At 66.8% G+C, this 21370-nt stretch carries 19 protein-coding genes; 12 read left to right on the top strand and 7 right to left on the bottom strand.

Annotated features, from left to right (window positions below; genetic code table 11):
- Nucleotides 1-111 precede the first annotated feature (111 nt).
- Both CJ301_RS04690 and CJ301_RS04685 read right to left on the bottom strand, forming a co-directional pair.
- Nucleotides 112-1362, bottom strand: a complete 1251-nt coding sequence (locus CJ301_RS04690; RefSeq protein ID WP_099274799.1) for an aminotransferase class V-fold PLP-dependent enzyme — start codon at nucleotides 1360-1362, stop codon at nucleotides 112-114.
- A gap of 98 nt (nucleotides 1363-1460) precedes the next feature.
- Entirely contained in the window at nucleotides 1461-1937 is a 477-nt protein-coding gene (locus CJ301_RS04685; protein WP_216823246.1) for an Lrp/AsnC family transcriptional regulator, read from the bottom strand.
- Nucleotides 1938-2122: 185 nt separating this feature from the next.
- Here CJ301_RS04685 and hppD point away from each other — a divergent pair, with 185 nt between their 5' ends.
- Together hppD and CJ301_RS04675 are read left to right on the top strand one after the other, a co-directional pair.
- Nucleotides 2123-3235 (top strand): 4-hydroxyphenylpyruvate dioxygenase, encoded by a 1113-nt coding sequence (gene hppD, locus CJ301_RS04680; protein ID WP_099274795.1) that lies wholly within the window; start codon nucleotides 2123-2125, stop codon nucleotides 3233-3235.
- Nucleotides 3236-3279: 44 nt separating this feature from the next.
- Nucleotides 3280-3606: a Rieske (2Fe-2S) protein gene (locus tag CJ301_RS04675; RefSeq protein WP_254050073.1), complete on the top strand. Its 327-nt coding sequence runs from the start codon at nucleotides 3280-3282 to the stop codon at nucleotides 3604-3606.
- Between the two features lie 61 nt (nucleotides 3607-3667).
- Here the strand turns inward: CJ301_RS04675 and CJ301_RS04670 are convergent, their stop codons facing one another.
- Genes CJ301_RS04670 through CJ301_RS04660 form a run of 3 tightly spaced genes read right to left on the bottom strand, consistent with a single transcriptional unit; the run spans nucleotide 3668 to nucleotide 6898 of the window.
- The gene (locus CJ301_RS04670; protein ID WP_099274790.1) at nucleotides 3668-4117 is read right to left on the bottom strand and encodes a hypothetical protein; all 450 of its coding nucleotides are present in this window, start codon (nucleotides 4115-4117) and stop codon (nucleotides 3668-3670) included.
- Nucleotides 4118-4130: 13 nt separating this feature from the next.
- Nucleotides 4131-6419 carry a xanthine dehydrogenase family protein molybdopterin-binding subunit gene (locus CJ301_RS04665; protein ID WP_099274788.1) on the bottom strand — a complete coding sequence of 763 codons (2289 nt, stop codon included), beginning with the start codon at nucleotides 6417-6419 and terminating at the stop codon, nucleotides 4131-4133.
- Complete coding sequence (locus tag CJ301_RS04660; RefSeq protein ID WP_099274786.1) at nucleotides 6419-6898, bottom strand: (2Fe-2S)-binding protein; 480 nt, start codon at nucleotides 6896-6898, stop codon at nucleotides 6419-6421. Before CJ301_RS04660 ends, CJ301_RS04665 begins: the two co-directional genes overlap by 1 nt.
- 236 nt (nucleotides 6899-7134) lie before the next feature.
- Here CJ301_RS04660 and CJ301_RS04655 point away from each other — a divergent pair, with 236 nt between their 5' ends.
- The 3 genes from CJ301_RS04655 to CJ301_RS04645 all read left to right on the top strand — a co-directional run bounded on the left by CJ301_RS04655 (nucleotide 7135) and on the right by CJ301_RS04645 (nucleotide 9386).
- Complete coding sequence (locus CJ301_RS04655) at nucleotides 7135-7731, top strand: c-type cytochrome (protein ID WP_110522076.1); 597 nt, start codon at nucleotides 7135-7137, stop codon at nucleotides 7729-7731.
- A gap of 32 nt (nucleotides 7732-7763) precedes the next feature.
- On the top strand, nucleotides 7764-8606 hold the full coding sequence (locus CJ301_RS04650; protein ID WP_099274784.1) for an XdhC family protein: 843 nt from the start codon (nucleotides 7764-7766) through the stop codon (nucleotides 8604-8606).
- A 105-nt stretch (nucleotides 8607-8711) separates the two neighbouring features.
- Nucleotides 8712-9386, top strand: coding sequence for an SDR family oxidoreductase (locus tag CJ301_RS04645; RefSeq protein ID WP_099274782.1), 675 nt, complete (start codon nucleotides 8712-8714; stop codon nucleotides 9384-9386).
- A gap of 66 nt (nucleotides 9387-9452) precedes the next feature.
- Here the strand turns inward: CJ301_RS04645 and CJ301_RS04640 are convergent, their stop codons facing one another.
- Both CJ301_RS04640 and CJ301_RS04635 read right to left on the bottom strand, forming a co-directional pair.
- On the bottom strand, nucleotides 9453-9764 hold the full coding sequence (locus CJ301_RS04640; RefSeq protein ID WP_099274780.1) for a hypothetical protein: 312 nt from the start codon (nucleotides 9762-9764) through the stop codon (nucleotides 9453-9455).
- Nucleotides 9765-10528: 764 nt separating this feature from the next.
- Nucleotides 10529-11569: an NAD(P)-dependent alcohol dehydrogenase gene (locus tag CJ301_RS04635; RefSeq protein WP_099274778.1), complete on the bottom strand. Its 1041-nt coding sequence runs from the start codon at nucleotides 11567-11569 to the stop codon at nucleotides 10529-10531.
- Nucleotides 11570-11850: 281 nt separating this feature from the next.
- Here CJ301_RS04635 and CJ301_RS04630 point away from each other — a divergent pair, with 281 nt between their 5' ends.
- The 7 genes from CJ301_RS04630 (at nucleotide 11851) to CJ301_RS04600 (ending at nucleotide 20981) form a co-directional block, all read left to right on the top strand.
- Complete coding sequence (locus CJ301_RS04630; RefSeq protein ID WP_254050072.1) at nucleotides 11851-13422, top strand: sugar ABC transporter ATP-binding protein; 1572 nt, start codon at nucleotides 11851-11853, stop codon at nucleotides 13420-13422.
- A gap of 62 nt (nucleotides 13423-13484) precedes the next feature.
- Entirely contained in the window at nucleotides 13485-14507 is a 1023-nt protein-coding gene (locus tag CJ301_RS04625) for an ABC transporter permease (RefSeq protein ID WP_254050071.1), read from the top strand.
- 52 nt (nucleotides 14508-14559) lie between these two features.
- Nucleotides 14560-15552, top strand: coding sequence for a substrate-binding domain-containing protein (locus tag CJ301_RS04620; RefSeq protein WP_099274774.1), 993 nt, complete (start codon nucleotides 14560-14562; stop codon nucleotides 15550-15552).
- 128 nt (nucleotides 15553-15680) lie between these two features.
- A complete protein-coding gene (locus tag CJ301_RS04615; protein ID WP_099274772.1) occupies nucleotides 15681-16439 on the top strand; it encodes an SDR family oxidoreductase in 759 nt (252 codons plus the stop codon).
- Nucleotides 16436-18223, top strand: a complete 1788-nt coding sequence (dhaL, locus tag CJ301_RS04610; RefSeq protein WP_216823245.1) for a dihydroxyacetone kinase subunit DhaL — start codon at nucleotides 16436-16438, stop codon at nucleotides 18221-18223. The genes CJ301_RS04615 and dhaL (CJ301_RS04610) overlap by 4 nt, the downstream gene beginning before the upstream one ends.
- Nucleotides 18223-18939, top strand: a complete 717-nt coding sequence (dhaL, locus tag CJ301_RS04605; RefSeq protein WP_216823244.1) for a dihydroxyacetone kinase subunit DhaL — start codon at nucleotides 18223-18225, stop codon at nucleotides 18937-18939. The genes dhaL (CJ301_RS04610) and dhaL (CJ301_RS04605) overlap by 1 nt, the downstream gene beginning before the upstream one ends.
- Nucleotides 18903-20981: a bifunctional sugar-binding transcriptional regulator/dihydroxyacetone kinase subunit DhaK gene (locus CJ301_RS04600; RefSeq protein WP_254050070.1), complete on the top strand. Its 2079-nt coding sequence runs from the start codon at nucleotides 18903-18905 to the stop codon at nucleotides 20979-20981. The genes dhaL (CJ301_RS04605) and CJ301_RS04600 overlap by 37 nt, the downstream gene beginning before the upstream one ends.
- Nucleotides 20982-21370: the final 389 nt, after the last annotated feature.

Below are 21370 nucleotides of genomic sequence, written 5' to 3'. Positions count from 1 at the left end.
GGCGGCGATCCTGCAAAGGAAAGCATTGAGAACCGGAAGACATCGCCCATGGCGTGCAGACCTGCGCGGCGACGACGCGCGACGCCATGCGCCTCGCAAGGCCGGGCCGGTTCAGCTGGCGATGTCGCGCATCGCGGCGAGAAAGCGGATCACCTCGGCCTCGGTGTTGTAATGGCACATGGAGACGCGCACGCAGCTTTCCATCCCGAGCGGGTTCAGGATGTTGCCCGAGTAGTGGTCCGCCTTGCGGATATGGGTGCGGATCCCGGCGGCGTTCAGCGCGGCGACGATCCCGCCCGCCTCGTGGCCGGCCAGCGCAAAGGAGACGAGCCCCTCGCGGCGGGGGTTGTCGATGCCGCCGAGAATGGTGATGCCCTCGAAGCTCGCCAGCCCCGGCAGGTTGCCCGCGCCGTGCAGCATCGCCCGGGTGAGCGCGGCCTCCTGCGCCTGGATCGCCTCGCCCGCCGCCACGATGCGCGCGCGGCGGTCCCCGTGATCGCCGACCTGTCCGCCGAGCCAGTCGAAATAGGCGACGACGTCGGAGAACGCCGCATAGGCGCCCGCGTCGCGGGTGCCGAGCTCCCACGGCGCGCCGGGCGCGCCCATCAGCCCGTCATGCGGCAGCGCGGCCAGCCGGTCCGACAGCCATGCGATGCCGTAGCCATGGCGCGAGAACACCTTGTAGGGCGAGATCACGTAGCCATCGACGTCCAGCGCTTCGAGATCGAGCCCGCCATGCGCGGCGTGCTGGATGCCGTCGACGATGATGTAGCAGTCGGGCGCGGTCTGCCGGATCTTCGCCGCGATCGCCGCGACATCGACGCCCATGCCGGTGACGGGCGAGGTGTGCAGGATCGTGGCGACACGGGTGTCGGGCGTGATCTCGGGCGCATAGGCGCCCGCATCGACCGAGCCGGTGGCGTCGTCATGCGCGACCAGCACGTGGCGCTTGCCGCCGATCGGGGCATAGCGGTCGGCGGCGGAGCGGGTCGCGGGATGCTCCAGCGTCGAGCCGAGCACCCGGCCCTCGGGCGTGCCGAGGCAGGCCGCGCCGATCAGGCGAAAGAGCAGCTCCGTGCCGCTTTCGCCCGCGATGAACTGCCCCCCCGGCGCGTTGAAGAACACCGCCATGTCATCCTTGGCCCGCGCGATCAGCTCGACCGCCGCCCGGCCCGCCGGGTTGTCGCGGCCCGGATTGTCGGGGATGGCGGCAAAGCGGGCCGAGGTCTCGACCACCGATTTCAGCGTCAGCGCCCCGCCCGCATTCTCGAAGAAGATCCGCTCGCCCTGGAACGGGCAGTCGGAGACATGGGCGAAACGGTTGCGGATTTCCTCGATCAAGTGCGGCTGCGCGTCGAACATCGGCTTTCATCCTTTCGGCCGGGGGCCCCGGCGGCTGTGGTCGCGGCGATAGTGTACAAGATCGCGCGAGGGTCAATCGCCCCGAGGCGGCGGGCCGGTCAGGCGCAAGGATGCCGCGACAGGTCGACCCCCGGCTCGTCCTTGACCGTGCGCAGAACGATCTCCGAGCGCACCTGCGCCACCTGGTCATGCGGCAGGAGATGTTCGTGGATGAAGCGGGCGAAGGCTTCGAGATCGGGGGTGCGCAGGTCGAGGATGTAATCCGCGTCGCCCGAGACCGAAAAGGCCGAGCGCACCTCGAAGCGCCGCTCGACGAAGCGCGCGAAGCTGCGGTCGTTGTCGCCGCCATGGCGGCGCAGATTGACCCGGACGATGGCGCGCAGGCCGAAGCCCAGCTTCTCGCCATCGAGCCGCGCGGCATAGCCCGCGATCAGCCCGGCGGTCTCCAGCGCCGCCCGACGGCGCGAGCATTGCGAGGCCGACAGGTGCACCCGCTGCGACAGCGCCGCATTGGTCAGCGCCCCATCGGACTGCAGCGCCCGAAGGATGGCGATGTCGAACTCGTCCAGCGTCATTTCCCGCACCCTTCCTGCCTGCTTGCCGCATGATATCCGGGGCATCCGCGCAAATGAAACGCAAAAGAATGCGCCGGCGCATGAAACATGCATGGGGGCACCGCCCGGGCTCGCAAGATGCACACCCCATGCGCGTCGCCTGCGGCACAATGGCGGCAACCGCAGCCTAAAGAGGAGGTCGCCCGATGGGTCCCTTTCCGCACAACGCCCCCAAGGCCACGATCAGCGAGACGAACCCCGCCGGCACGGACGGCTTCGCCTTCGTCGAATTCGCCCATCGCGATCCCGCCGTGCTCGACAAGCTGTTTCGGCAGATGGGCTTCGTCCCCGTGGCGAAGCACAAGTCGAAGGACATCACCCTCTACCGGCAGGGCGACATCAACTACCTGCTGAACGCCGATCCGGGCGGCCATGCCGCGCAATTCGTCGAGGATCACGGCCCCTGCGCCCCGGCGATGGGCTGGCGCGTCGTCGATGCGCAGCATGCGCTCAAGCGCGCGGTCGAGCTGGGGGCCGAGGAATACAAGGGCGACGGCAAGGCGATCGACGCCCCGGCGGTCTATGGCATCGGCGGCTCGCTGCTCTATTTCATCGACACCTATGGCGAGAAGGGCAGCGCCTTCGAGGCCGATTACGACTGGCTCGGCGAGGCCGATCCCTGCCCCGAGGGCTTCGGCTTCTATTACCTCGATCACCTGACCCACAACGTCGTGCGCGGCAACATGGACACCTGGTACCGCTTTTACGCCGACACCTTCAACTTTCGCGAGATCCGCTTCTTCGACATCAAGGGCAAGCAGACCGGGCTGACCAGCCGGGCGCTGACCTCGCCCGACGGCAAGATCCGCATCCCGATCAACGAGAGCGCCGACGACAACAGCCAGATCGAGGAATATCTGCGCGAATACAAGGGCGAGGGCATCCAGCACATCGCCATCGCCTGCGACGACATCTATGGCGGCACCGACAGGATCGCCGAGGCCGGGATGGAGTTCATGCCCGGACCGCCCGCCACCTATTACGAGATGAGCCATGCGCGGGTGAAGGGCCACGAGGAACCGATCGACCGGATGCAGAAGCGTGGCATCCTGATCGATGGCGAAGGCGTGGTCGGCGGCGGCGAGACGCGGGTGCTGCTGCAGATCTTCTCCAAGACCGTGATCGGCCCGATCTTCTTCGAGTTCATCCAGCGCAAGGGCGATGACGGCTTCGGCGAGGGCAATTTCCGGGCGCTGTTCGAATCCATCGAGGAGGACCAGATCCGGCGCGGCGTGCTGACGCCCGACGCCGCGGAATGAAATGGTCCGACCTCAGGGCTGCCCCCGCCCCGGGAACGGTCGTCTTGCAGGACGCGCCCGCGGCGCCGGCCCTCAGCCTCACCGTCACCAGCGAGGCGGGGGATTTTCCCCTGCTGGTGGTGCGCACGGCGCAGGGCGTCAGCGGCTATGTGAACATGTGCCCGCACCAGTTCCTGCCGCTCGATCATCGCGGCGGGCAGCTTTTGTCGAAGGATGGCGAAAAGCTGATGTGCTCGGCCCATGGCGCGATGTTCGATGCCGCGACGGGTGAGGGCGTGGCGGGCGAAGGGCTCGGCTGCGCGCTGATGCGCGTGCCGCTGGAGACGGTCGAGGGGCAGATCAGGATCGCGCGCGCAGCCCCGGAGGGGTGATGCGAAAAAGGCGGGGGTCGCGGCCCCCGCCTTTTGCCATGTCTTGAAGAGCGGCCGCGCCTCAGTTCGCGATCACCTTGATGATGACCTCGTCGAGCGCATCCATGCAGGCTGCCTCATTGCCCTCTTCGGCCATCTCGCGCGCCTGCTGAAGCTCGGTGCGCGCCTCGATCACCCGCTCGCCCGCATCGCCGGATTCGTCGGCCTCCTCGACGGCGGCGGCCTCCTCGGCCTCGTCCTGCACCGGGATCACCGGCTCGCCCTCGTCGGGCTCGGGCGCGGTGCCGGTCTCTTCGTCGTCTGCGGCGGCGCCGCTGTCCTCCATCGCCTGCGCCTCGCGCGCCCCGGCGACGGCCTGACCGCTCGAGGAGGCGGAGATCGCCTGCTTGGCGGCAAGATCGAGCAGGCGCTCGAAATCGTCGATCCGGCCCGTGCAGTCATGCGCCAGCGCGGGGCCCGCCAGGAAGGTGGCGAGCACGCCCCCCGCCACTGTGGTCTTGAGCTTCGTCACGATGGATCTCCCTTCAGCTGCGCAGCTGGTCTGCGATGGGCAGCCGGCGAATGCGTTTCTTGGTGGCGGCAAAGACGGCATTGGTGATCGCGGGGACCACGGGCGGCAGGCCCGGCTCGCCGACACCGCCGAGCGGGCGGTCGTAAGCCGCGTCATTGCCCACGAAATGCACGTCGATCCGCTTGGGCGCCTCTTCCATCCGCGGGATGAGATAGGTGTCGAAATTGTCCTGCACCGCGCGGCCCTCGGCAAAGGTCACCTCGGTCATCAGCGCCTGACCGACGCCCATGATCACCGCGCCCTCCATCTGGGAGCGGATGCGGTCGGGGTTCACATGCGCGCCGCAGTCGATGGCGATCGAGACGCGCGGCACCCTGACCTCGCCATCGACCACCTCGACCTCGGCCGCCACCGCGACATAGGAGACGAAGCTGTAATGCCCGGCGATACCGAGGCCCTGCCCCTCGGGCATGTCGCGGCCCCATTCGATGCCCTCGGCCGCCGCCTCGACCACCGCCGCCATGCGGCCCGTGTCGATCGGGTAGACATCCGGGTTCTCGCCATAGTTCCACACGTCGCCCTGGTTGGTCGGGTCGATCTCGCGTGGCGGGCCGATCAGCTCAAGGAGATACTCCTTCTGGTCGCGCCCCGCGGCCTCGGCCAGCTCGGCGGCGAAGGACTGGATCGCGAAGGCGTGCGGGATGTTCGACACCGAGCGGTACCAGCCGATCCGCACATGGGCGGGGGCCTGCGGGTTCTCGGCGCGCACGTTCTCGATTGCCAGCGGCATGTTGAGAAGACCCATGCCAAGCTCGAAGGGCAGCTTCTGCATCGGGTCGGGCGCGAAGATCGAGCCGATGGTCGGCGCCGCGGTGCGGTGCCGCCACGCGACGGTTTTGCCCCCCTCGTCGAGCCCGGCCGACATCTTCTCGACCGAGACGGTGTGGTAGTAGCTGTGGTGGATGTCGTCCTCGCGGGTCCAGGTGAGCTTGACCGGCGCGCCGTCCATCGCCTGGCTCAGGATGCCCGCCTCGAGCACGAAGTCGGGCTTGGACTTGCGCCCGAAGCCGCCGCCCAGCAGCGTGACGTTGACCCGGACCGCGCTCTCGTCCAACCCGAGCCGCTCGGCCAGCCGCAGCTTCGTCACCTGCGGCGCCTGCACGCAGGCCCAGGCCTCGGCGCGGCCATCCTTGATCTCGACCACCGCGGCGGGCGGCTCCATCGGCGCCTGAGCGAGATGCGGGATGTAGTATTCCGCCTCGACGGTCTGCGCGGCGCCTGCGGCCGCCTCGTCGTAATCGCCCTCGTCGCGCAGCACCTTGCCGCCCTCCGAGTTCGCCGCCTGAGACAGCGTCTCGCGGTAGGTCTCGCTGTCGTAATCGGCATTGGGGCCATTGTCCCACTCGATCTCGAGCGCGTCGCGCCCCTTCATCGCGAGATAGGTGTTGCGCGCGATCACCGCGACGCCGCCCAAGGGCGCGAACTCGGTCGGGAATTCCGAAGGCTCGATCCGCACGACCTTCTCGACGCCGTCGATGGCGAGCGCTGCGCTGTCGTCGAGCGAGGCGACCGTGCCGCCATAGACCGGCGGGCGGGCGACCACGGCATAAAGCATGCCCTCGCGCTTCACGTCGATGCCGTAGGTCGTGGTGCCGGTGGTGATGTCCATGTTGTCGACGAGACCGATCGAGTTCTTGCCGATATAGCGGAACTCGGAAGGGTCCTTGAGGGTCAGGCTGTCGCGCGCGGGCACGTCGAGATCCATCGCGGCGGCGGCCAGCTCGCCATAGCCCAGCGTTCTGCCCGAGCCCGCATGGCGCACCTTGTGGCCGTCGGCCTTCACCTCAGAGACATCGACGCCCCACTGCTCGGCGGCGGCCTGTTCCAGCATGGTGCGCGCGGCGGCACCGGCGCGGCGCAGCGGCATGAAGTGATGCCGCAGGCTGCGCGAGCCGTCGGTGTCCTGGTTGCCGTATTTCTCCTCGTCGCCCGGCGCCTGGGTAACGCGGACATTCTCCCATTCCGCGCCCAGCTCGTCGGCCACGACCATGGCGATCGAGGTGCGCACGCCCTGCCCCATCTCCTGCCGGTGGCAGGTCACGGTGACGATGCCGTCCGGGGCGATGGCGATGAAGACCTTGGGATCGTCGCGCCAGCCATTGGGCATGGCATCGCGGCCGAATTCCGGCTCTTCCTGCGCGCGGCCCGGACGGGGCAGGCCCACGGCGAGGATGAGAGCGCCCGCGCCCATGCCGCCCAGGATGCCGCGGCGGCTGACATTGATGATCGATGAGTTGCGCATCACTGGGCCTCCGCTGCCTTGCTGCCCGACTTCGCCGCCGAGGCCTGCTTCACCGCCGCGCGGATGCGCGGATAGGTGCCGCAGCGGCAGAGATTCGCGCTCATCACCGCGTCGATATCCTCGTCGGTGACGGTGTCGTATTGCTCGACCAGCGCCGCGGCCTGCATGATCTGCCCGGCCTGGCAGTAACCGCATTGCGCGACGTTGAGCTCGCGCCAGGCTTCCTGCACCGGGTGATCGCCCTTTTCGGAGAGCCCCTCGATGGTGGTCACCTCGGCCCCTTCGAGCACGCCCACCGGCGTCACGCAGGCAAAGGAGGGCGCGCCGTCGATATGCACGGTGCAGGCGCCGCAGGCGGCGATGCCGCAGCCATATTTGGTCCCGGTGAGCCCCATCTCGTCGCGCAGGACCCACAGCAGCGGCGTGTCCTGATCGCCGTCGAAGCGGCGCTCCTCTCCGTTGATGACTAGCTTGACCATCCCGGCATTCTCCTCTCTCGTCGATCCCGGTCCGGCACGCCGCCGACCGCTTGTCGTTCGTGGCGACATGGTGCGCAGGCGCCCATGGTCCAGTCACGATCCGCAATCTGCGGATTTGGCGGAGCGGCGACGTCGGAAGAGAGGGGAACCGCAAGGTCGCCCCGATGATTAACCAATGCGGTGTTGCGCCATTGGCGGTGCCGCGGATCTGGAATTTCGGCCGAAAGGACCCGCCCATGAAACTCTTTACCGCCCTTGCCACCAGCACCCTGCTCGCCGCTCCCGCCTTTGCGCAGGAGATGAACGGCGATGCCGCCAATGGTGAATCCGAATTCGCGCGGCAATGCGTGAGCTGCCACGTGATCGCCGATGAGAGCGGCGAAGTGATCGCCGGGCGCAATGGCCGGATCGGCCCGAACCTGCACGGCGTGGTCGGTCGCGCCCCCGGCGCGGTGGAGGATTTCCGCTACAGCGACGCGATCGTGGCTTACGGCGAGCTTGCCCCCGAGGAGGACCTGACCGGGACGGCGCCGACCGGGGAACAGTTCGAGACCGTGGTCTGGGGCCCCGAGAACACCATGGCCTATCTGCAGGACCCGACCGCCTTCCTGCGCGAGGCGCTCGATGACCGGCGCGCCCGCTCGAAGATGGCCTACAAGGTGCGCGACGAGCAGGTCGCGGCCGATCTCTACGCCTATCTCGCGACCTTCAGCCCCGATTTCGAGATGGGCGACGAGATGGCCGAAGGCGACGCCGCGATGGGCGACATGGATGAGATGGATCACTCCATGGACGACATGACGGGCGAGACCGAAACCGAGACGGCGAACTGAGCCCGGTGGGTCATCACCCCTCTTCGGTCGACATGACGCAGGACGCCGTGTCGGCAGAGGCCTCGGCCCCGGCTGACACGGCCTTCGCGCTGACCGCTTCCGAGGTCGAACCGGCCCTTGCCGCCTTGTCCGAAAACGGCGGGGTGCTGACAATGCTGGTCGGGATCGATGGCGCCTTCTACCGCCCGTTGGGGGCGGTCATGGCCTTTCCCGAGGGCGGCGCGCCGGTGGGCAGCCTCTCCTCGGGCTGCATCGAGGGCGACCTCGCGCTGCATGCCGCCGAAGTCCTGGCCGAAGGCAGGCCCCGGCAGCTGCGCTACGGGCGCGGCTCGCCCTATCTCGACATCCGCCTGCCCTGCGGCAGCGGGCTCGACGTGGCGCTCGTCCCCGTCGCACCCGGCGCGGCGCTCGACGGGCCGCTCGCCGATCTGCGCGCCCGCCGCCCGGCGCGGCTTTCCCTGCCAAAGCTGCCGAAGCTGGAGATCCGCCCCGACCCGCGCATGGCGGTGATCGGCACCGGCCCCGAAGCCGCGGCCTTCGCGCGGCTGGCGCAGGCCGCGGGCTATCCGACCGAACGGCGCGACGGGCTCGCGCCCGGGGATGTCGATGCCGCGACCGCCGTGGTGCTGTTCTTTCACGAGCATGAGCGCGAAACGGATATCCTCGACGCGGCGCTGCGCTCGCCCGCCTTCTGGATCGGCGCGCAAGGCAGCCGCACGGCGCAGGCGCGCAGGCTCGATACGCTGCGCGCGACCGGTTGGGACGATGCGGCGCTTGCCCGGGTGCGCGGGCCGATCGGCCTGATCAAGAACAGCCGCGATCCGCGCGTGCTCGCCGTTTCGGTGCTGGCCGAGATCGTCGCCGCCACGCAGTAGGCCCTCCCGAAGCGCGCCCGGCGGCAAGGGTCGGCCGGACCGCTCCCCTTGCTTCGCCGCGCCGAAGGGCCACCTCAGGCACAGGCCGAACCACAGGAGACCCTCATGACGGACCGCGTTCTCTTCATCACCGGCGCCTCCTCGGGCATCGGCGCCGCCACCGCCCGCGCCGCCGTGGCGGCGGGCTGGCATGTCGGGCTGATGGCCCGCAGCGCCGACAAGCTCGATGCGCTCGCCGCCGAGCTGGGCGACCGGGCCCTGGCCCTGCCGGGCGACGCCACCGATCTCGCGGCACAGGAGCGCGCCGTGGCCCGGCTCGTGGAAGCCAAGGGCGGGCTCGATGCGGCCTTCGCCAATGCTGGCACCGGGCTCGACACGCCCGGCACGGTCGAGGGCGACCCGGAGGAATGGCGCCGCATGATCGACCTCAACATCATGGCGCTGCTCTACACCGCCCGCGTGGCCCTGCCCGAGCTGAAGAAGCGCCGCGGCCATCTGGTGCTCACCGGCTCGGCGGCGGGCAAGCGGCACATCGCGGGCTCGATCTATGGCGCGACGAAATGGTTCGTGCATGGCTATGCGGGCAATATGAGCGAGGAGATGCGCGACTGGGGCGGGCGCTGCACGGTGATCGCGCCGGGCATGGTCGACACGCCCTTCTTCTCCGAGCCCAAGCCAGACAAGATCCAGCCCGAGGACATCGCCCGGGCGGTGGTCTTCGCGCTCGACCAGTCCGAAACCTCGGACCTGCGCGAGATGTTCATCATGCCGACCGGCTGAACCGCGCCTTCGGCGGTCCGCTCGCCGGTCCGGCGGGCGGCGTCGAGGCGGCCACGCCCGAGCGGATCAGCCCAGCTCGCCTTTCGGCGGCGCTTCGAGCACCCGGAATTCCGACCCGTATCCCACGATGCAGCTGATGCCCGTCGGATCGGTGAGCAGCACGGTGTAGCTGCCATTCTCGGGGTTGGACCAGATCTCGAGCATCCTTTGCCGCGTCTCGGAGGTGGTCTCCAACCCGGCGGCGGTCGGCGCTTCCAGGTAGCGGTCTTTCAGGCGCTCCACGATATGATCGCGCGGCGCACAGCCCATCGCAGCGGCTGGCGGAGCCGTCGCCGCCATTCCCGACAAAAGCGCCGCGGTCACGAGACGTTTGAACATCGTAACCTCCTTTTCCGCAGAACCGGAAACGCGCGGAGGAGATGCTGCGGAGATCAACGCCCCCTCCCCATATATGGGCCGGATCCCCATCGCGCCCAGAACACGGGCGATCAACAGATGCGGAAGCGTATCGAGAAAGGGGGGCGAGACGACGCTCATGCGGGTCATTCGGAGCCGCTCCACCGGAGCGTTTCCGAGATGGTCTCGACCCTTCAGGTTACGAGCCTGAAGGGCGCGGTGTCGATGTGGGGTTTGGTTGCGGGAGCAGGATTTGACGAGACACGTATGGCCGGTAGGTTGCGCGTTTCGCGCCCAACAGTAGCCCGGTAGTGAATAGCCCCGCGTTGCTCGGACGCCCTCGTGCCTCGGTTTCTGCTGCCGCTCGAACTCGGGGGGCGACAGCATTCCGGTCCTGTCCCGGGGCGTTGTGTAGCTGAGGCGGCCATCGGGTTTCCCGGTGGGGTCGGGTTACGAAAGCCGACCTGAACCGAGGAATGACCCCGATGACCAAACCCATCATCAAAGCCGATTGAAGGCGTTCAAGGGGCTAACGCCGGCGCAACTCATCTGGCGAAAATGGCAGACTACCCCCCTCGTTTCATCGAGAACCGGGCCACTCGACCTCGGAGCCATGCATTTGAGACCATTTCGGCCGATCTCCAGCCCACCGACGGTCAACCTTCATTGCTGCCACTCCGGCACCAAGCAGGGCTATGACAGGTCATCCGTCACCGATATCCCCGTCGAGCGTCCGGTTCGGTCGATCAGCTGGGCATCTCGATCTGCATCTTGACGTCAGTCTCGCGCCCTTCTGCGGCACGTTCAAAGGCCGCGATGCTGTCCTCGAAGGGCATGCTGAGCGAGATCAGCGGCTTCAGGTCCACCTTGCCCGTCCCGATCAGCGCGATGGCGCGGTCATAGACATTGGCGTAGCGGAAGACCGTTTCGAGGCGCAATTCCTTGGCTTGCAGGCCGACGATGTCCATGGGCACCGGATCGACCGGCATGCCGACCAGCACGGCGGTCCCGCCCGGACGCACCAGTTGCGGCAGGCCCAGGACGGCCGGTGCCGCGCCCGAGCATTCGAAGACAACATCCGCACCCCAGCCTTCGGTCGCTTCGGCGATGGCATCCGCCGCGGGAATGTCGCGGATGTTGATCGTCTCAATGCCGGGATAGGCGCCGATGATGTCCAGCTTGCGCTGGGCCAGGTCGGCCACCAGGACCTTGGCGCATCCCCCGGCCAGGGCCGCCAGCGCCGTCATCATGCCGATGGGGCCCGCGCCCAGCACCATCCCCACGTCGCCGGGCTGGATGCGCGCACGCAGCGCGGCCTGCATGCCGATCGCGAAGGGCTCGACCATTGCCCCTTCGGCGAAAGAGACATTGTCGGGCAGCTTGTAGGTATAGGCTGCCGGGTGAACGACCTGCGGCGTAAGGCAGCCATGCACGGGAGGCGTCGCCCAGAAGGTCACCGCGGGATCAACGTTGTAGATGCCCAGCTTGGCCGCGCGCGAGGCGGGGTCGGGAATGCCCGGCTCCATGCAGACGCGATCACCCTCCTTCAGGTGACGGACCTGCGCACCGACCTCGATCACCACGCCCGAGGCTTCATGACCTAGAACCATCGGTTCGTTGACGACGAAGGGCCCGATCTTGCCATGGGTATAGTAATGCACGTCGGACCCGCAGATACCCACGGTGTGAACCCGGATGCGGACATCGGTCGGCCCCATGTCCATGTCCAACGGAATATCCCGCAGCGACAGCTCTCCTTTTCGCTCCAGAACCAGCGATCTCGGCATCTTGCCTCTCCCTTGGATGCTTGGCGGCAATCGGTCTGCCGGCGGGCGCATACGACGTCAGCCGGGGCAAGCTGTAAAGGTCTCCGACATTTGCGCGGGCCCGAAAAATCACGGCGTCACTGCCGAGATGGCGGGGCCGAAGCCGCTCCAAGACCGGTCGGCGTGGCATTTTTTCCAAGCACTGCTGCCGCGACAGCCGCACCGGGGGCCAAAGCTTGCCGCGGACCGACGCGGCCAAGTTGATACGGCATTTCTGACAAATGACCGATAGCAGTTGACAGATGTCGGAACGATCTTCTAGCCTGCTATTTGTCAGGTCATGCCTGACATTTGTACTGCCTGGGGAAGGGCCGTGCGTAGGGGGAGGAATCATGGAACAACCGCTGCTGGAGGCCACGGGCTTTCGCAAATCCTTCGGGGGCGTTCCGGCCCTGCGCGATGGCCGCTTCGTGTTGCACCCCGGCTCGGTCCATGCGCTTTGCGGTGGCAATGGTGCCGGCAAGTCCACCTTCCTGAAGATCCTGATGGGCATTCATCATCGTGATGCCGGCACGCTGCTGCGCGACGGCAAGCCGATGACTTTCGAGAGCCCTTCGCAGGCCCTTGCCAACGGCATCTCGATCATCGAGCAGGAGTTGAGCCCGGTTCCGGCGATGACCGTGGCTGAGAACATCTATCTGGGGCGCGAGCCGGTGGGCCTGTTCGGCCGCGTGCGCTTTGGCGACCTGAACCACATGGCGCAGGAGCTGCTGGACGGCTTCCATTTCGGCATCCGTGCGGACAGCCTGATGATGGACCTGACCGTGGCGCAGGTCCAGCTGGTCGAGATTGCCAAGGCGCTGAGCTATGATGCCGAGATCATCATCATGGACGAACCGACCTCAGCCTTGGGCGAGGCCGAGGCGGATCAGTTGTTCGCCGCCATCAAGACCCTGACGGCACGGGGCAAGGGCGTCATCTATGTCAGCCACCGCCTGTCCGAAATCTTCTCGATCTGCGACAGCTATACCGTGTTCCGCGACGGGGCCTTCGTCGAGACCGGGGCGATGGACACTATCGACAAGGATCGCCTGATCCATCTGGTCGTGGGCCGTCCGCTGACCGAGGAATTCGTCAAGGAGAACGAGCCGGGCGGCGAGGAAATGCTGTCCGTGCGCAATCTGAGCGCCGATCACGGCGTCCGTGACGTGAACTTCGCCGTCAGGCGCGGCGAAATTCTGGCACTTTACGGTCTGATGGGATCGGGCCGGACCGAGATCTTCGATCGCCTGTTCGGCCTGTCGGACACCGCAGGCGGTGAGATCGTGATCGAAGGAACAGCCACGCGGATCGACACGCCGAACCAGGCGATCGCTGCGGGGCTGGCCTATGTCACCGAAGACCGCAAGCATTCGGGCCTGGTCCTGACAGGGGATGTCCGCGACAACCTGTGCCTTGCGACGCTGGACCGCGTGTCCAGCGGCCAGTTGATGCGCGTGGGCGCTGAACGCGACGCGGCGCAGCGCATGATCGAGACGCTGAACATCAAGACCGCCTCGGACAAGCTATCGGTATCCAACCTGTCGGGCGGCAACCAGCAGAAGGTCGTTCTGGGCAAGTGGTTTCTGACCGAACCGCGCATCCTGTTGCTGGACGAGCCGACGCGCGGTGTCGATGTGGGCGCCAAGCGAGAGATCTATCGCGTCATGTCAGATTTCACGCGGGCCGGAGGCGCCGTCATCATGATCTCGTCCGAGACGGACGAAGTTCTGGGCATGGCCGACCGCGCCGTCGTCATGCGCGACGGCCGCGTGGCCGGGGAATTGCAGCGGGCGGAATTGTCCGCGGAGAGATTGTTGCATCTGGCAGCCTGAGAGCGCGGCGCGCCCCATGCGGGCGGCTGCGCGGCGCATGATGCACGAAAGGGAGGATCAAGTTGGAAAAGCAGATCGAAGCCGCCACGCCGGCCGGGACAGGAACCGAGCAGTCGCGCTCGATCACGACGCGCATCGGCCCATTGGCACAGCGATACGGCATCCTGATCGCGCTGATCCTGCTATGCGTCGTTCTGGCCGCGGTGAACGAAAATTTCCTCAGCCAGCGCAACATCATCAACGTGCTGCGCCAGACCTCGATCAACGGCATCCTGGCGATCGGCATGACCTTCGTCATCCTGACGCGCGGGATCGACCTGTCGGTCGGCTCGGTCGTGGCGCTGGTGGGGGTCGTCTCGGCCAGCTTCGCCACGACCAGCACGGCGGGGGTGATCGGATCACCTTACATGCCGCTGATCGCGGTGGTGATGGGACTTGCGACGGGAACCGCCGTCGGGGCCGTGTCGGGCACGATGGTGGCGCGGTTTTCCGTTCCGGCCTTCGTGGCGACGCTTGGCATGCTATCGGCGGCGCGCGGTCTGACGCTGATCTATTCGGGCGGGCGGCCCGTGCCTGCGCTGACCGACGGCTATCGCTGGATCGGGACGGGCGACATCGCGGGCATTCCGGTGCCGATCATCCTGTTCGGCCTGGTCTTCGTGCTGGCGCATTTCGTCCTGACCCAGACGCGGTTTGGCCGCCATGTCTATGCCGTGGGCGGCAACCCGCATGCGGCCAAGGTTTCGGGTCTGCCCGTCCGTCGCATCCGTTTTGCGGTCTATGCCATTTCCGGGGCGCTGGCGGGGGTCGCGGGGATGATCCTGGCGGGCCGCACCGGGTCGGCTTTGCCGCAGGCCGGCGTCGCCTACGAGCTTGATGCCATCGCGGCCGTGGTCATCGGCGGCACCAGCCTGGCAGGCGGTATCGGCCGTGTCAGCGGCACGGTGATCGGCGCGCTGCTGATCGGGGTGATGAACAACGGGCTCGATCTGATGGGGGTCGAATCCTACTACCAGCAGGTCATCAAGGGCGGGCTGATCGTCGCGGCCGTGCTGCTGGACCGTTCGCGGAAATCCGAGGACTGATGCCGAACCGGCATCAGGTCTCGAAGAGAATGTCATAAAGGGAGGACACCACATGACACCGAAGATGATGATGACGGCCAGCATGCTTGCCTTGGGGCTGGGGGCGGGAGCCGTCCATGCGCAGGACGATCCGGTCAAGATCGGCATGGCCGCCTATGGCCTGAACGCCGAATTCATGCAGCTGTGGTCGGCTGCCGGCGAGAAGCATCCCGCCGTCCAGTCGGGCATGGTCGAACTGACGGTCTTTGATGGCCGTTATGATGCCCTGGTCCAGCAGGATCAGTTCGAGACGATGATCACCCAAGGTTATGACGCGATCGTCTTTGCTCCGATGGATGTCGAAGCGGGTGCCACGGCGGTCCAGCTGGCGGTCGAGGCGGGCATTCCGGTTGTCGGTTCGAACGCGCGGGTGAACAGCGATCAGCTGACCTCTTATGTCGGGTCGGACGATGTCGAAGCGGGCTATCTGGAGGCCAAGGCGGTCCTGGACAAGATGAACTGCGAAGGTGACGTCGTCATCATCGAAGGCCCCATCGGCCAGTCCGGAGAGATCCAGCGCGGTGAGGGCAACGAAAAAGCCCTGGCCGAATGCCCCGACGTCGAGATCCTGGAGCGCCAGACCGCCAACTGGTCGCGCGCCGAGGCGCAGAGCCTGATGGAAAACTGGCTGACCTCGCATGGCAATGACATCCGCGGCGTCATCGCGCAGAACGATGAAATGGCCCTGGGTGCGATCGAGGCGATCCGTGCCGCGGGCATGGATGTCGACAATTTCGCCATCGCGGGCGTGGACGGCGTGACCGACGCGCTGAACGCGGTCAAGGAAGGCCGCATGGATTCCATCCTTCAGGATGGCGAGGCGCAGGCACTTGGCGCCATCGACGTCGCCATCAAAGCCGTCCGCCCCGATTACGAGCCGATGTCCGACATCTGGAAGCAGTATCCTGACATGCCGTGGAATGGCGGTGCCGACAGCGAATACAACGTCCCCTGGACCCCGGTTACGGCCGAGAACGTCGACGCGCTGCTGGCCGCGCGCCAGTAAGTCCGTCCGAAACCCTCCCCGGCGCCCACGGGCGCCGGGGGCCACTCACGGAACGCACTCCCGGATCATCCCTGCCGCCGCGCAAGCCGCTTGGGCGGGGATGGTCCCATGTCAGACAGAGGATCGCTATGGCAGCTTCACTGGACTTTTCCCTGGCGGGCAGGACGGCCGTCGTCACGGGGGGCGCCTCGGGGATCGGCGCGGCGATCGCGCAGGCATTTTCGCAGCAGGGCGCGAGGATCGTCTTGCTGGACATGAACCTTGAGAGCGCGGAGCAGCTGGCAGAGGATTTGCCCGGCGAGGCCCGTGCCTTTTCCTGCGACGTGACCGACGCAGACAGCATCGCATCCGCCATCGCACATGCCACCGAGGCCTTCGGCGGCATCGACATCCTGGTGAACTCGGCCGGGATCGTGGATCTGGCCCCGGCCGAGGATCTCTCGGGCCAGGCATGGACGCGCACCATCGACATCAACTTGACCGGCAGCTTCGCCATGGCGCAGGCCGTGGGTCGCGTCATGATCGCGGCAGGCAAGGGCGGGCGGATCATCAACCTGGCCAGCCAGGCGGGTTCTGTCGCGATCGAGGGGCATGTGGCCTATTGCGCGGCAAAATTCGGCATTCTGGGCGTCACCAAGACGCTGGCGCTGGAATGGGGCCGGCATGGCATCACGGTCAACGCCATCTCTCCGACAGTGGTGATGACCGAACTGGGCCGCAAGGCTTGGGCGGGCTCCAAGGGCGACGCGATGAAGGCGCAGATCCCGGTCGGCCGTTTTGCCGAGCCCGATGAGATCGCGGCGGCGGCGGTATTTCTGGCCTCGGACGCGGCAGCGATGATCAATGGCGCCGACCTTCTGGTCGATGGCGGATATACGGTGAGATGATGGACAACAGCGAGGTGAATACCCGGAGCGGCCTGGCCATGCAGCGGTTCTTCAACGACCCCGACGACATTGTCGATGAAACGGTGGCGGGCTTCGTCAAGGCGCATGGCGACCTGGTCTGCAAGGACCCGATGAACCCGCGCGTCGTGCTGTCGCGCTTCGCCCCGCAGGAGGGGCGCGTGGGCATCGTCACCGGTGGCGGTTCGGGCCACGAACCCGCCTTCATCGGCTATGCCGGGCGCAACATGGTGGATGCCGTGGCCGTAGGCGAGCTGTTCTCGTCACCGACGGCGCAGGCCTTCGCGGATGCAATCCGTGCGGCGGATGGCGGGGCTGGGGTCGCGGTGCTTTACGGCAATTATGCCGGCGACAACATGAACGTGAAGATGGCGCGCGACATGGTGGCCGAAGACGGCATCGAGGTGGCGCTGGTCGTCGCCAATGACGACGTCTGTTCGGCCCCGCCCTCCGAGCGTGCCAAGCGGCGGGGCGTGGCAGGCGAAATCTTCATGTGGAAGATCGGCGGTGCCCGCGCGGCGCTTGGTGGCGACCTGGCGCAGGTCCAGGCGGCCGCGCAGAAGGCCATCGATGCCTGCCGTTCGGTCGGCGTCGGCTTGGGGCCCTGCACGCTTCCGGCGGTGGGCCATCCGAACTTCCAGATCGCCGCCGGCACGATGGAGGTCGGCATCGGCCATCACGGCGAACCCGGCGCCCGGGTCGAGCCGCTGAAACGCGCCGATGACATCGCCGACGACATGTTGCGGATCGTGCTGGAGGATCAGGACCTGAAGGCCGGGACCGAGGTCGCGGTGCTGGTCTCTGGTCTGGGCGCGACACCGGTCAACGAGCTTTATGTCCTTTTTGACCGCATTGAGACCGGGCTGGAGGGCGCGGGCCTGAAGGTACATTGCGCGCTCGTCGGCAATTACTTCACTTCGCTCGAAATGGTGGGGGCGACGCTGACGGTCATGGCGCTGGACGACGAGCTGAAGGAACTGCTTGACGTCGAATGCGCCTCACCGGGGATGAGCCGGTCGGGCGCGCCGGTCCAGCCGATCGCCGCGACATCCGCCCCGCGCCCCCGCCGAAGCGGAGCTGCCAAGGCCGGGGCCACGATCGAACGCGCCCCCGAAGCCGAGAGCGATCCGCGCCTTGACGTGCACGCGGCCTCCGGCATCGTGACCGATCTGGCATCCGTCATCGTCGCCAACAAGGCCTATCTGTCCGAGATCGACGGCCTGATCGGTGACGGCGATCACGGCATCAACATGGCCAAGGGCTTTGGACGGGCCGCCGAGCGCATCGCCGGTCAGAATCTGACGCTGGACGAGGCGCTTTCGGTGCTGTCGGACGTGCTGATGACCGAGATCGGTGGGTCGATGGGGCCGCTCTATGGGTTCATGTTCGGCAACATGGCCCGCGCGATCGAAGGGCGTCAGGCGATCGATGCAGAGGGTTTCGGGGTCATGCTGCGCGCGGGTCTTCAGGGCGTCAGGAGCACGGGCGCTGCCGAACTGGGCGACAAGACCCTTGTCGACTGCCTGGTGCCGGCGATCTCGGCCTATGAGGCCACCTGCCCCGACGGCTTCGAGAATGCGCTGATGGCAATGGCGCAGGCGGCCGAGGAAGGCCGCGACAGCACCATCGACATGGTCGCGCGGCTGGGACGTGCCAGCCGACTTGGGGAACGCTCGCGCGGTGTGCTGGATGCGGGCGCGACCTCTTGCGCGCTGATCCTGACGAAGCTGGCGGACAGCGTGGCAACCCGGCTGTCCCGGACGTGATGGGCGAAGCCGCGGCATTGCATCGCCGCGGCTTCGCGCCGATAGTCGTCGATATGCAGATGTTTACCCGACACGACCTGACCTCGCTGTTCCGCAGCCTTGCCGCGCGCATGGATGAGGAACAGGATTATCTGGCCGAACTGGACGGCGAGATCGGCGATGCCGATCACGGGGTCGCCATGTCGGTGGGCTTTGCCGCCGCCGCAAAGGCGCTGTCGGAAGACGAGGCCGCGGTGCCGATGCTGGCCGATGGCATGATGCTGGCCGCCCGCGCACTGCTGAACGAGATTGGTGCGACGACCGGCCCGCTATATGCCAGCGCGCTGATGCGGGCCGCCCAAGCCTTGGGCGCTACGACCGAAATACCGCTGGCGCGCCTGCCCGAGGTGATCATCGCGATGTCCGAGGGCATCGCCCTGCGCGGGGCCAGCAAGCCGGGCGACAAGACCATGATCGACGCTTGGGCCCCTGCGGCCCATGCCGCCCGTGCCGGTCTGGCAACGGATCGGGATGTCGCGCATATTCTAAAGGATGCAGCCTCGGCTGCCGCCGAGGGTGCCGAGGCAACCCGTGCGATGATGGCGGTCAAGGGGCGGGCGGCGCGACTTGGGCCGCGCAGCCTTGGACATCTGGACCCCGGGGCGGCGTCGGCGGCAGCGCTGCTGGACAGCATGGCGCAATGGGCCATGGTCCGGTCGCACCCGGTTTCGTCATGACCGCAGGTCAATCGATGCGGGTGGGGGGCACCGTTCGCAGCCCCCTGCGGTTCGGCGAAGATCCGTTGCTGTGGGCGGCTTGGCTCTATTACGAAGAAGGCATGACCCAAGGGGACATCGCGACGCAGATGGGCGTGTCCCGGGCCTCGGTCAATGCCTATCTGGCGGATGCGCGGGCGCGGGGCATCGTCTCGATCGAGATCGATCCCGATCGCTTTCGCGCCCTCAGCATCGCCCAGAGCCTGCAGGACCATTTCAACCTGTCGGATTGCCTTGTGATCCCCTCGGAAGGAGGGGGCAGTCCACTTGTAGACCGGTTGGGGGCAGCGGCGGCGCAGCTTCTGACCAGGACGGTGCAATCGGGCGACACGATCGCGGTCACCTGGGGGCGCACCGTGTTGTCGATGGCCGACAGCGTCCGTCCCGGCGGGTTGCAGGATCTTCGTATCGTCCAGGCGACGGGCGGCACGACGGCCAAGACGTCCTGGACCCCCGAGGCCTGCGCGACCACGCTGGCGGACGCCCTCGGCGCGCGTTGCATTCCGATATCGGCGCCCGCCATCGTATCCTCTCCGGACATGCGCAGGCTCTTGCTGCGCGAACCGGTGATCGCCGGACAGATGAAGGTCCTGGCCGAGGCGAACCGCATCATCCTGGGGATCTCTTCGCTGCGTCCCGAAAGCACGATTCACAGCAGCGGTTTCTTCGACGCGGTGAGCGCGCAGGATTACGCGAATGCGGCGGTAGGCAGCATCGCAGGGCGGTTGATTTCGGCCACGGGCGAGGTCGTCGACGGACCGCTCGAAGCACGCACCATCGGCATCGACCTGGACAGCCTGGGCAAGATTCCCTGCCGCATCGGTGTCGCCGGCGGGATGGACAAGGTACAGGCCATTCTGGCGGCCCTGCGTGGCAGGCTGGTCAACGTCATGGTCACAGATGCCGATACGGCCCGCGCGATCCTTGCCTCCGAAGGCCGCGATATCGACGCCCCCAAGCGCGCCGGCAAGCCAGCTGCCGCCCTGCCCGAGCGCGTGCGGGTCAAGAAATTCCTCAATCGCTCCCAGGATGCCGTCAGCGAGATGATTGCGGGGGCGGTCTTGGCGCATGACGAGCTCTTGGCCCCCATCGAAGGCGCGCCGCGCGCGCTGAAAGCCGTGACCGGCCCCCGTCCCGGAAAGGTGGGTTTGGTCATCGGCGGCGGATCGGGGCACGAACCGGGATTTTTCGGCTATGTCGGGGCCGGTCTGGCCGATGCCGTCGCCATCGGCAACGTCTTTGCCGCGCCGCCGCCCGATCCGATCCTGGCAGCGACGCTGGCTGCCGATGGCGGAGCAGGCGTGCTGCACATCTTCGGCAATTTTTCAGGCGACGTGATGAATTTCGAGATGGCCGCCGAGATGGCCGCCGCACGGGGTATCCCGGTGCGCTCGGTCATCACCACCGACGACATCGCCTCTGCTCCGGTTGAGACGCGCGCAGCGCGGCGTGGCGTGGCCGGAAATGCCTTCGTCTTCAAGATCGCCGGTGCCGCATGCGACCGGATGCTGCCGTTGGAGCGCTGCGTCGAACTTGCCAATCGTGCGACGCAACGGTGCTTCACCATGGGCATCGCCCTTGAACCGGGCACGTCCCTCGAAACGCGCCGCCCCAGTTTCCGAATTGGCCCTGAAGAGATGGAGATCGGTGTCGGGGTGCACGGCGAACGCGGTATCGCCAGTGACAGGCTGGTCGGCGCCGATGAGGCAACCGACCTGGTTGTCGACCGGATCCTGTCGGAAATGGCGCCGGCCGAAGGTGATCGGGTCGCGCTTTTGGTCAATTCGCTCGGCAGCACGCCGATGATGGAACTTTACATCATCAACCGACGCCTCAGACAGCGGCTGCGCGCCCGTGGTGTCATGGTGCATCGAACCTTGATCGGTCACTACTACACGTCCCTGGATATGGCCGGCATGTCGATCACAGCGATATTGCTGGACGACGAGTTGGCAAGCCTGTTGGATCATCCCTGTCATTCGCCTGCCTGGCATCACGCATAATCGCAATCATGCGATGAAACCGGGGCTGAACAAAACCGCGCATCATCCTTGCGCCGTTCGATCCGAAGGGGCCAAGTTCTGAAGTCGCCGAGTTTCCTATAGGATTTCTAATGCGTGGCGATCGAATCAAATCTGAAGCAGGCGTCGCCCCTGCGCCGGGGCTTTGCCCGTCGAGACCTGAAACGCTCCACTGGAGCGTTTCCGAGCCGGTCTCGACCCTTCAGGTTATGAACCTGACGAGCGCAATGGCGATGGGGGGATTGGTTGCGGGAGCAGGATTTGAACCTGCGCCGGGGCTCCGCCCGTCGAGACCTGAAACGCTCCACTGGAGCGTTTCCGAGACGGTCTCGACCCTTCAGCTTACGAGCCTGACGAACGCGGTAGTGATG

This window comes from Limimaricola cinnabarinus (assembly GCF_002723615.1).
Taxonomy (GTDB): Bacteria; Pseudomonadota; Alphaproteobacteria; order Rhodobacterales; family Rhodobacteraceae; genus Limimaricola; species Limimaricola cinnabarinus_B.
This window is presented reverse-complemented; position numbering and strand designations above follow the sequence as displayed.

Coding starts and splice junctions, on each gene's coding strand:
- CJ301_RS04600 (WP_254050070.1), top strand. CDS start 18,903: ATGGGCCATGGTCCGGTCGCACCCGGTTTCGTCATGACCGCAGGTCAA.
- CJ301_RS04615 (WP_099274772.1), top strand. CDS start 15,681: ATGGCAGCTTCACTGGACTTTTCCCTGGCGGGCAGGACGGCCGTCGTC.
- CJ301_RS04645 (WP_099274782.1), top strand. CDS start 8,712: ATGACGGACCGCGTTCTCTTCATCACCGGCGCCTCCTCGGGCATCGGC.
- dhaL (WP_216823244.1), top strand. CDS start 18,223: ATGGGCGAAGCCGCGGCATTGCATCGCCGCGGCTTCGCGCCGATAGTC.
- CJ301_RS04620 (WP_099274774.1), top strand. CDS start 14,560: ATGACACCGAAGATGATGATGACGGCCAGCATGCTTGCCTTGGGGCTG.
- hppD (WP_099274795.1), top strand. CDS start 2,123: ATGGGTCCCTTTCCGCACAACGCCCCCAAGGCCACGATCAGCGAGACG.
- CJ301_RS04685 (WP_216823246.1), bottom strand. CDS start 1,937: ATGACGCTGGACGAGTTCGACATCGCCATCCTTCGGGCGCTGCAGTCC.
- CJ301_RS04655 (WP_110522076.1), top strand. CDS start 7,135: ATGAAACTCTTTACCGCCCTTGCCACCAGCACCCTGCTCGCCGCTCCC.
- CJ301_RS04630 (WP_254050072.1), top strand. CDS start 11,851: ATGTCGGAACGATCTTCTAGCCTGCTATTTGTCAGGTCATGCCTGACA.
- CJ301_RS04690 (WP_099274799.1), bottom strand. CDS start 1,362: ATGTTCGACGCGCAGCCGCACTTGATCGAGGAAATCCGCAACCGTTTC.
- CJ301_RS04665 (WP_099274788.1), bottom strand. CDS start 6,419: ATGCGCAACTCATCGATCATCAATGTCAGCCGCCGCGGCATCCTGGGC.
- dhaL (WP_216823245.1), top strand. CDS start 16,436: ATGATGGACAACAGCGAGGTGAATACCCGGAGCGGCCTGGCCATGCAG.
- CJ301_RS04660 (WP_099274786.1), bottom strand. CDS start 6,898: ATGGTCAAGCTAGTCATCAACGGAGAGGAGCGCCGCTTCGACGGCGAT.
- CJ301_RS04635 (WP_099274778.1), bottom strand. CDS start 11,569: ATGCCGAGATCGCTGGTTCTGGAGCGAAAAGGAGAGCTGTCGCTGCGG.
- CJ301_RS04640 (WP_099274780.1), bottom strand. CDS start 9,764: ATGTTCAAACGTCTCGTGACCGCGGCGCTTTTGTCGGGAATGGCGGCG.
- CJ301_RS04650 (WP_099274784.1), top strand. CDS start 7,764: ATGACGCAGGACGCCGTGTCGGCAGAGGCCTCGGCCCCGGCTGACACG.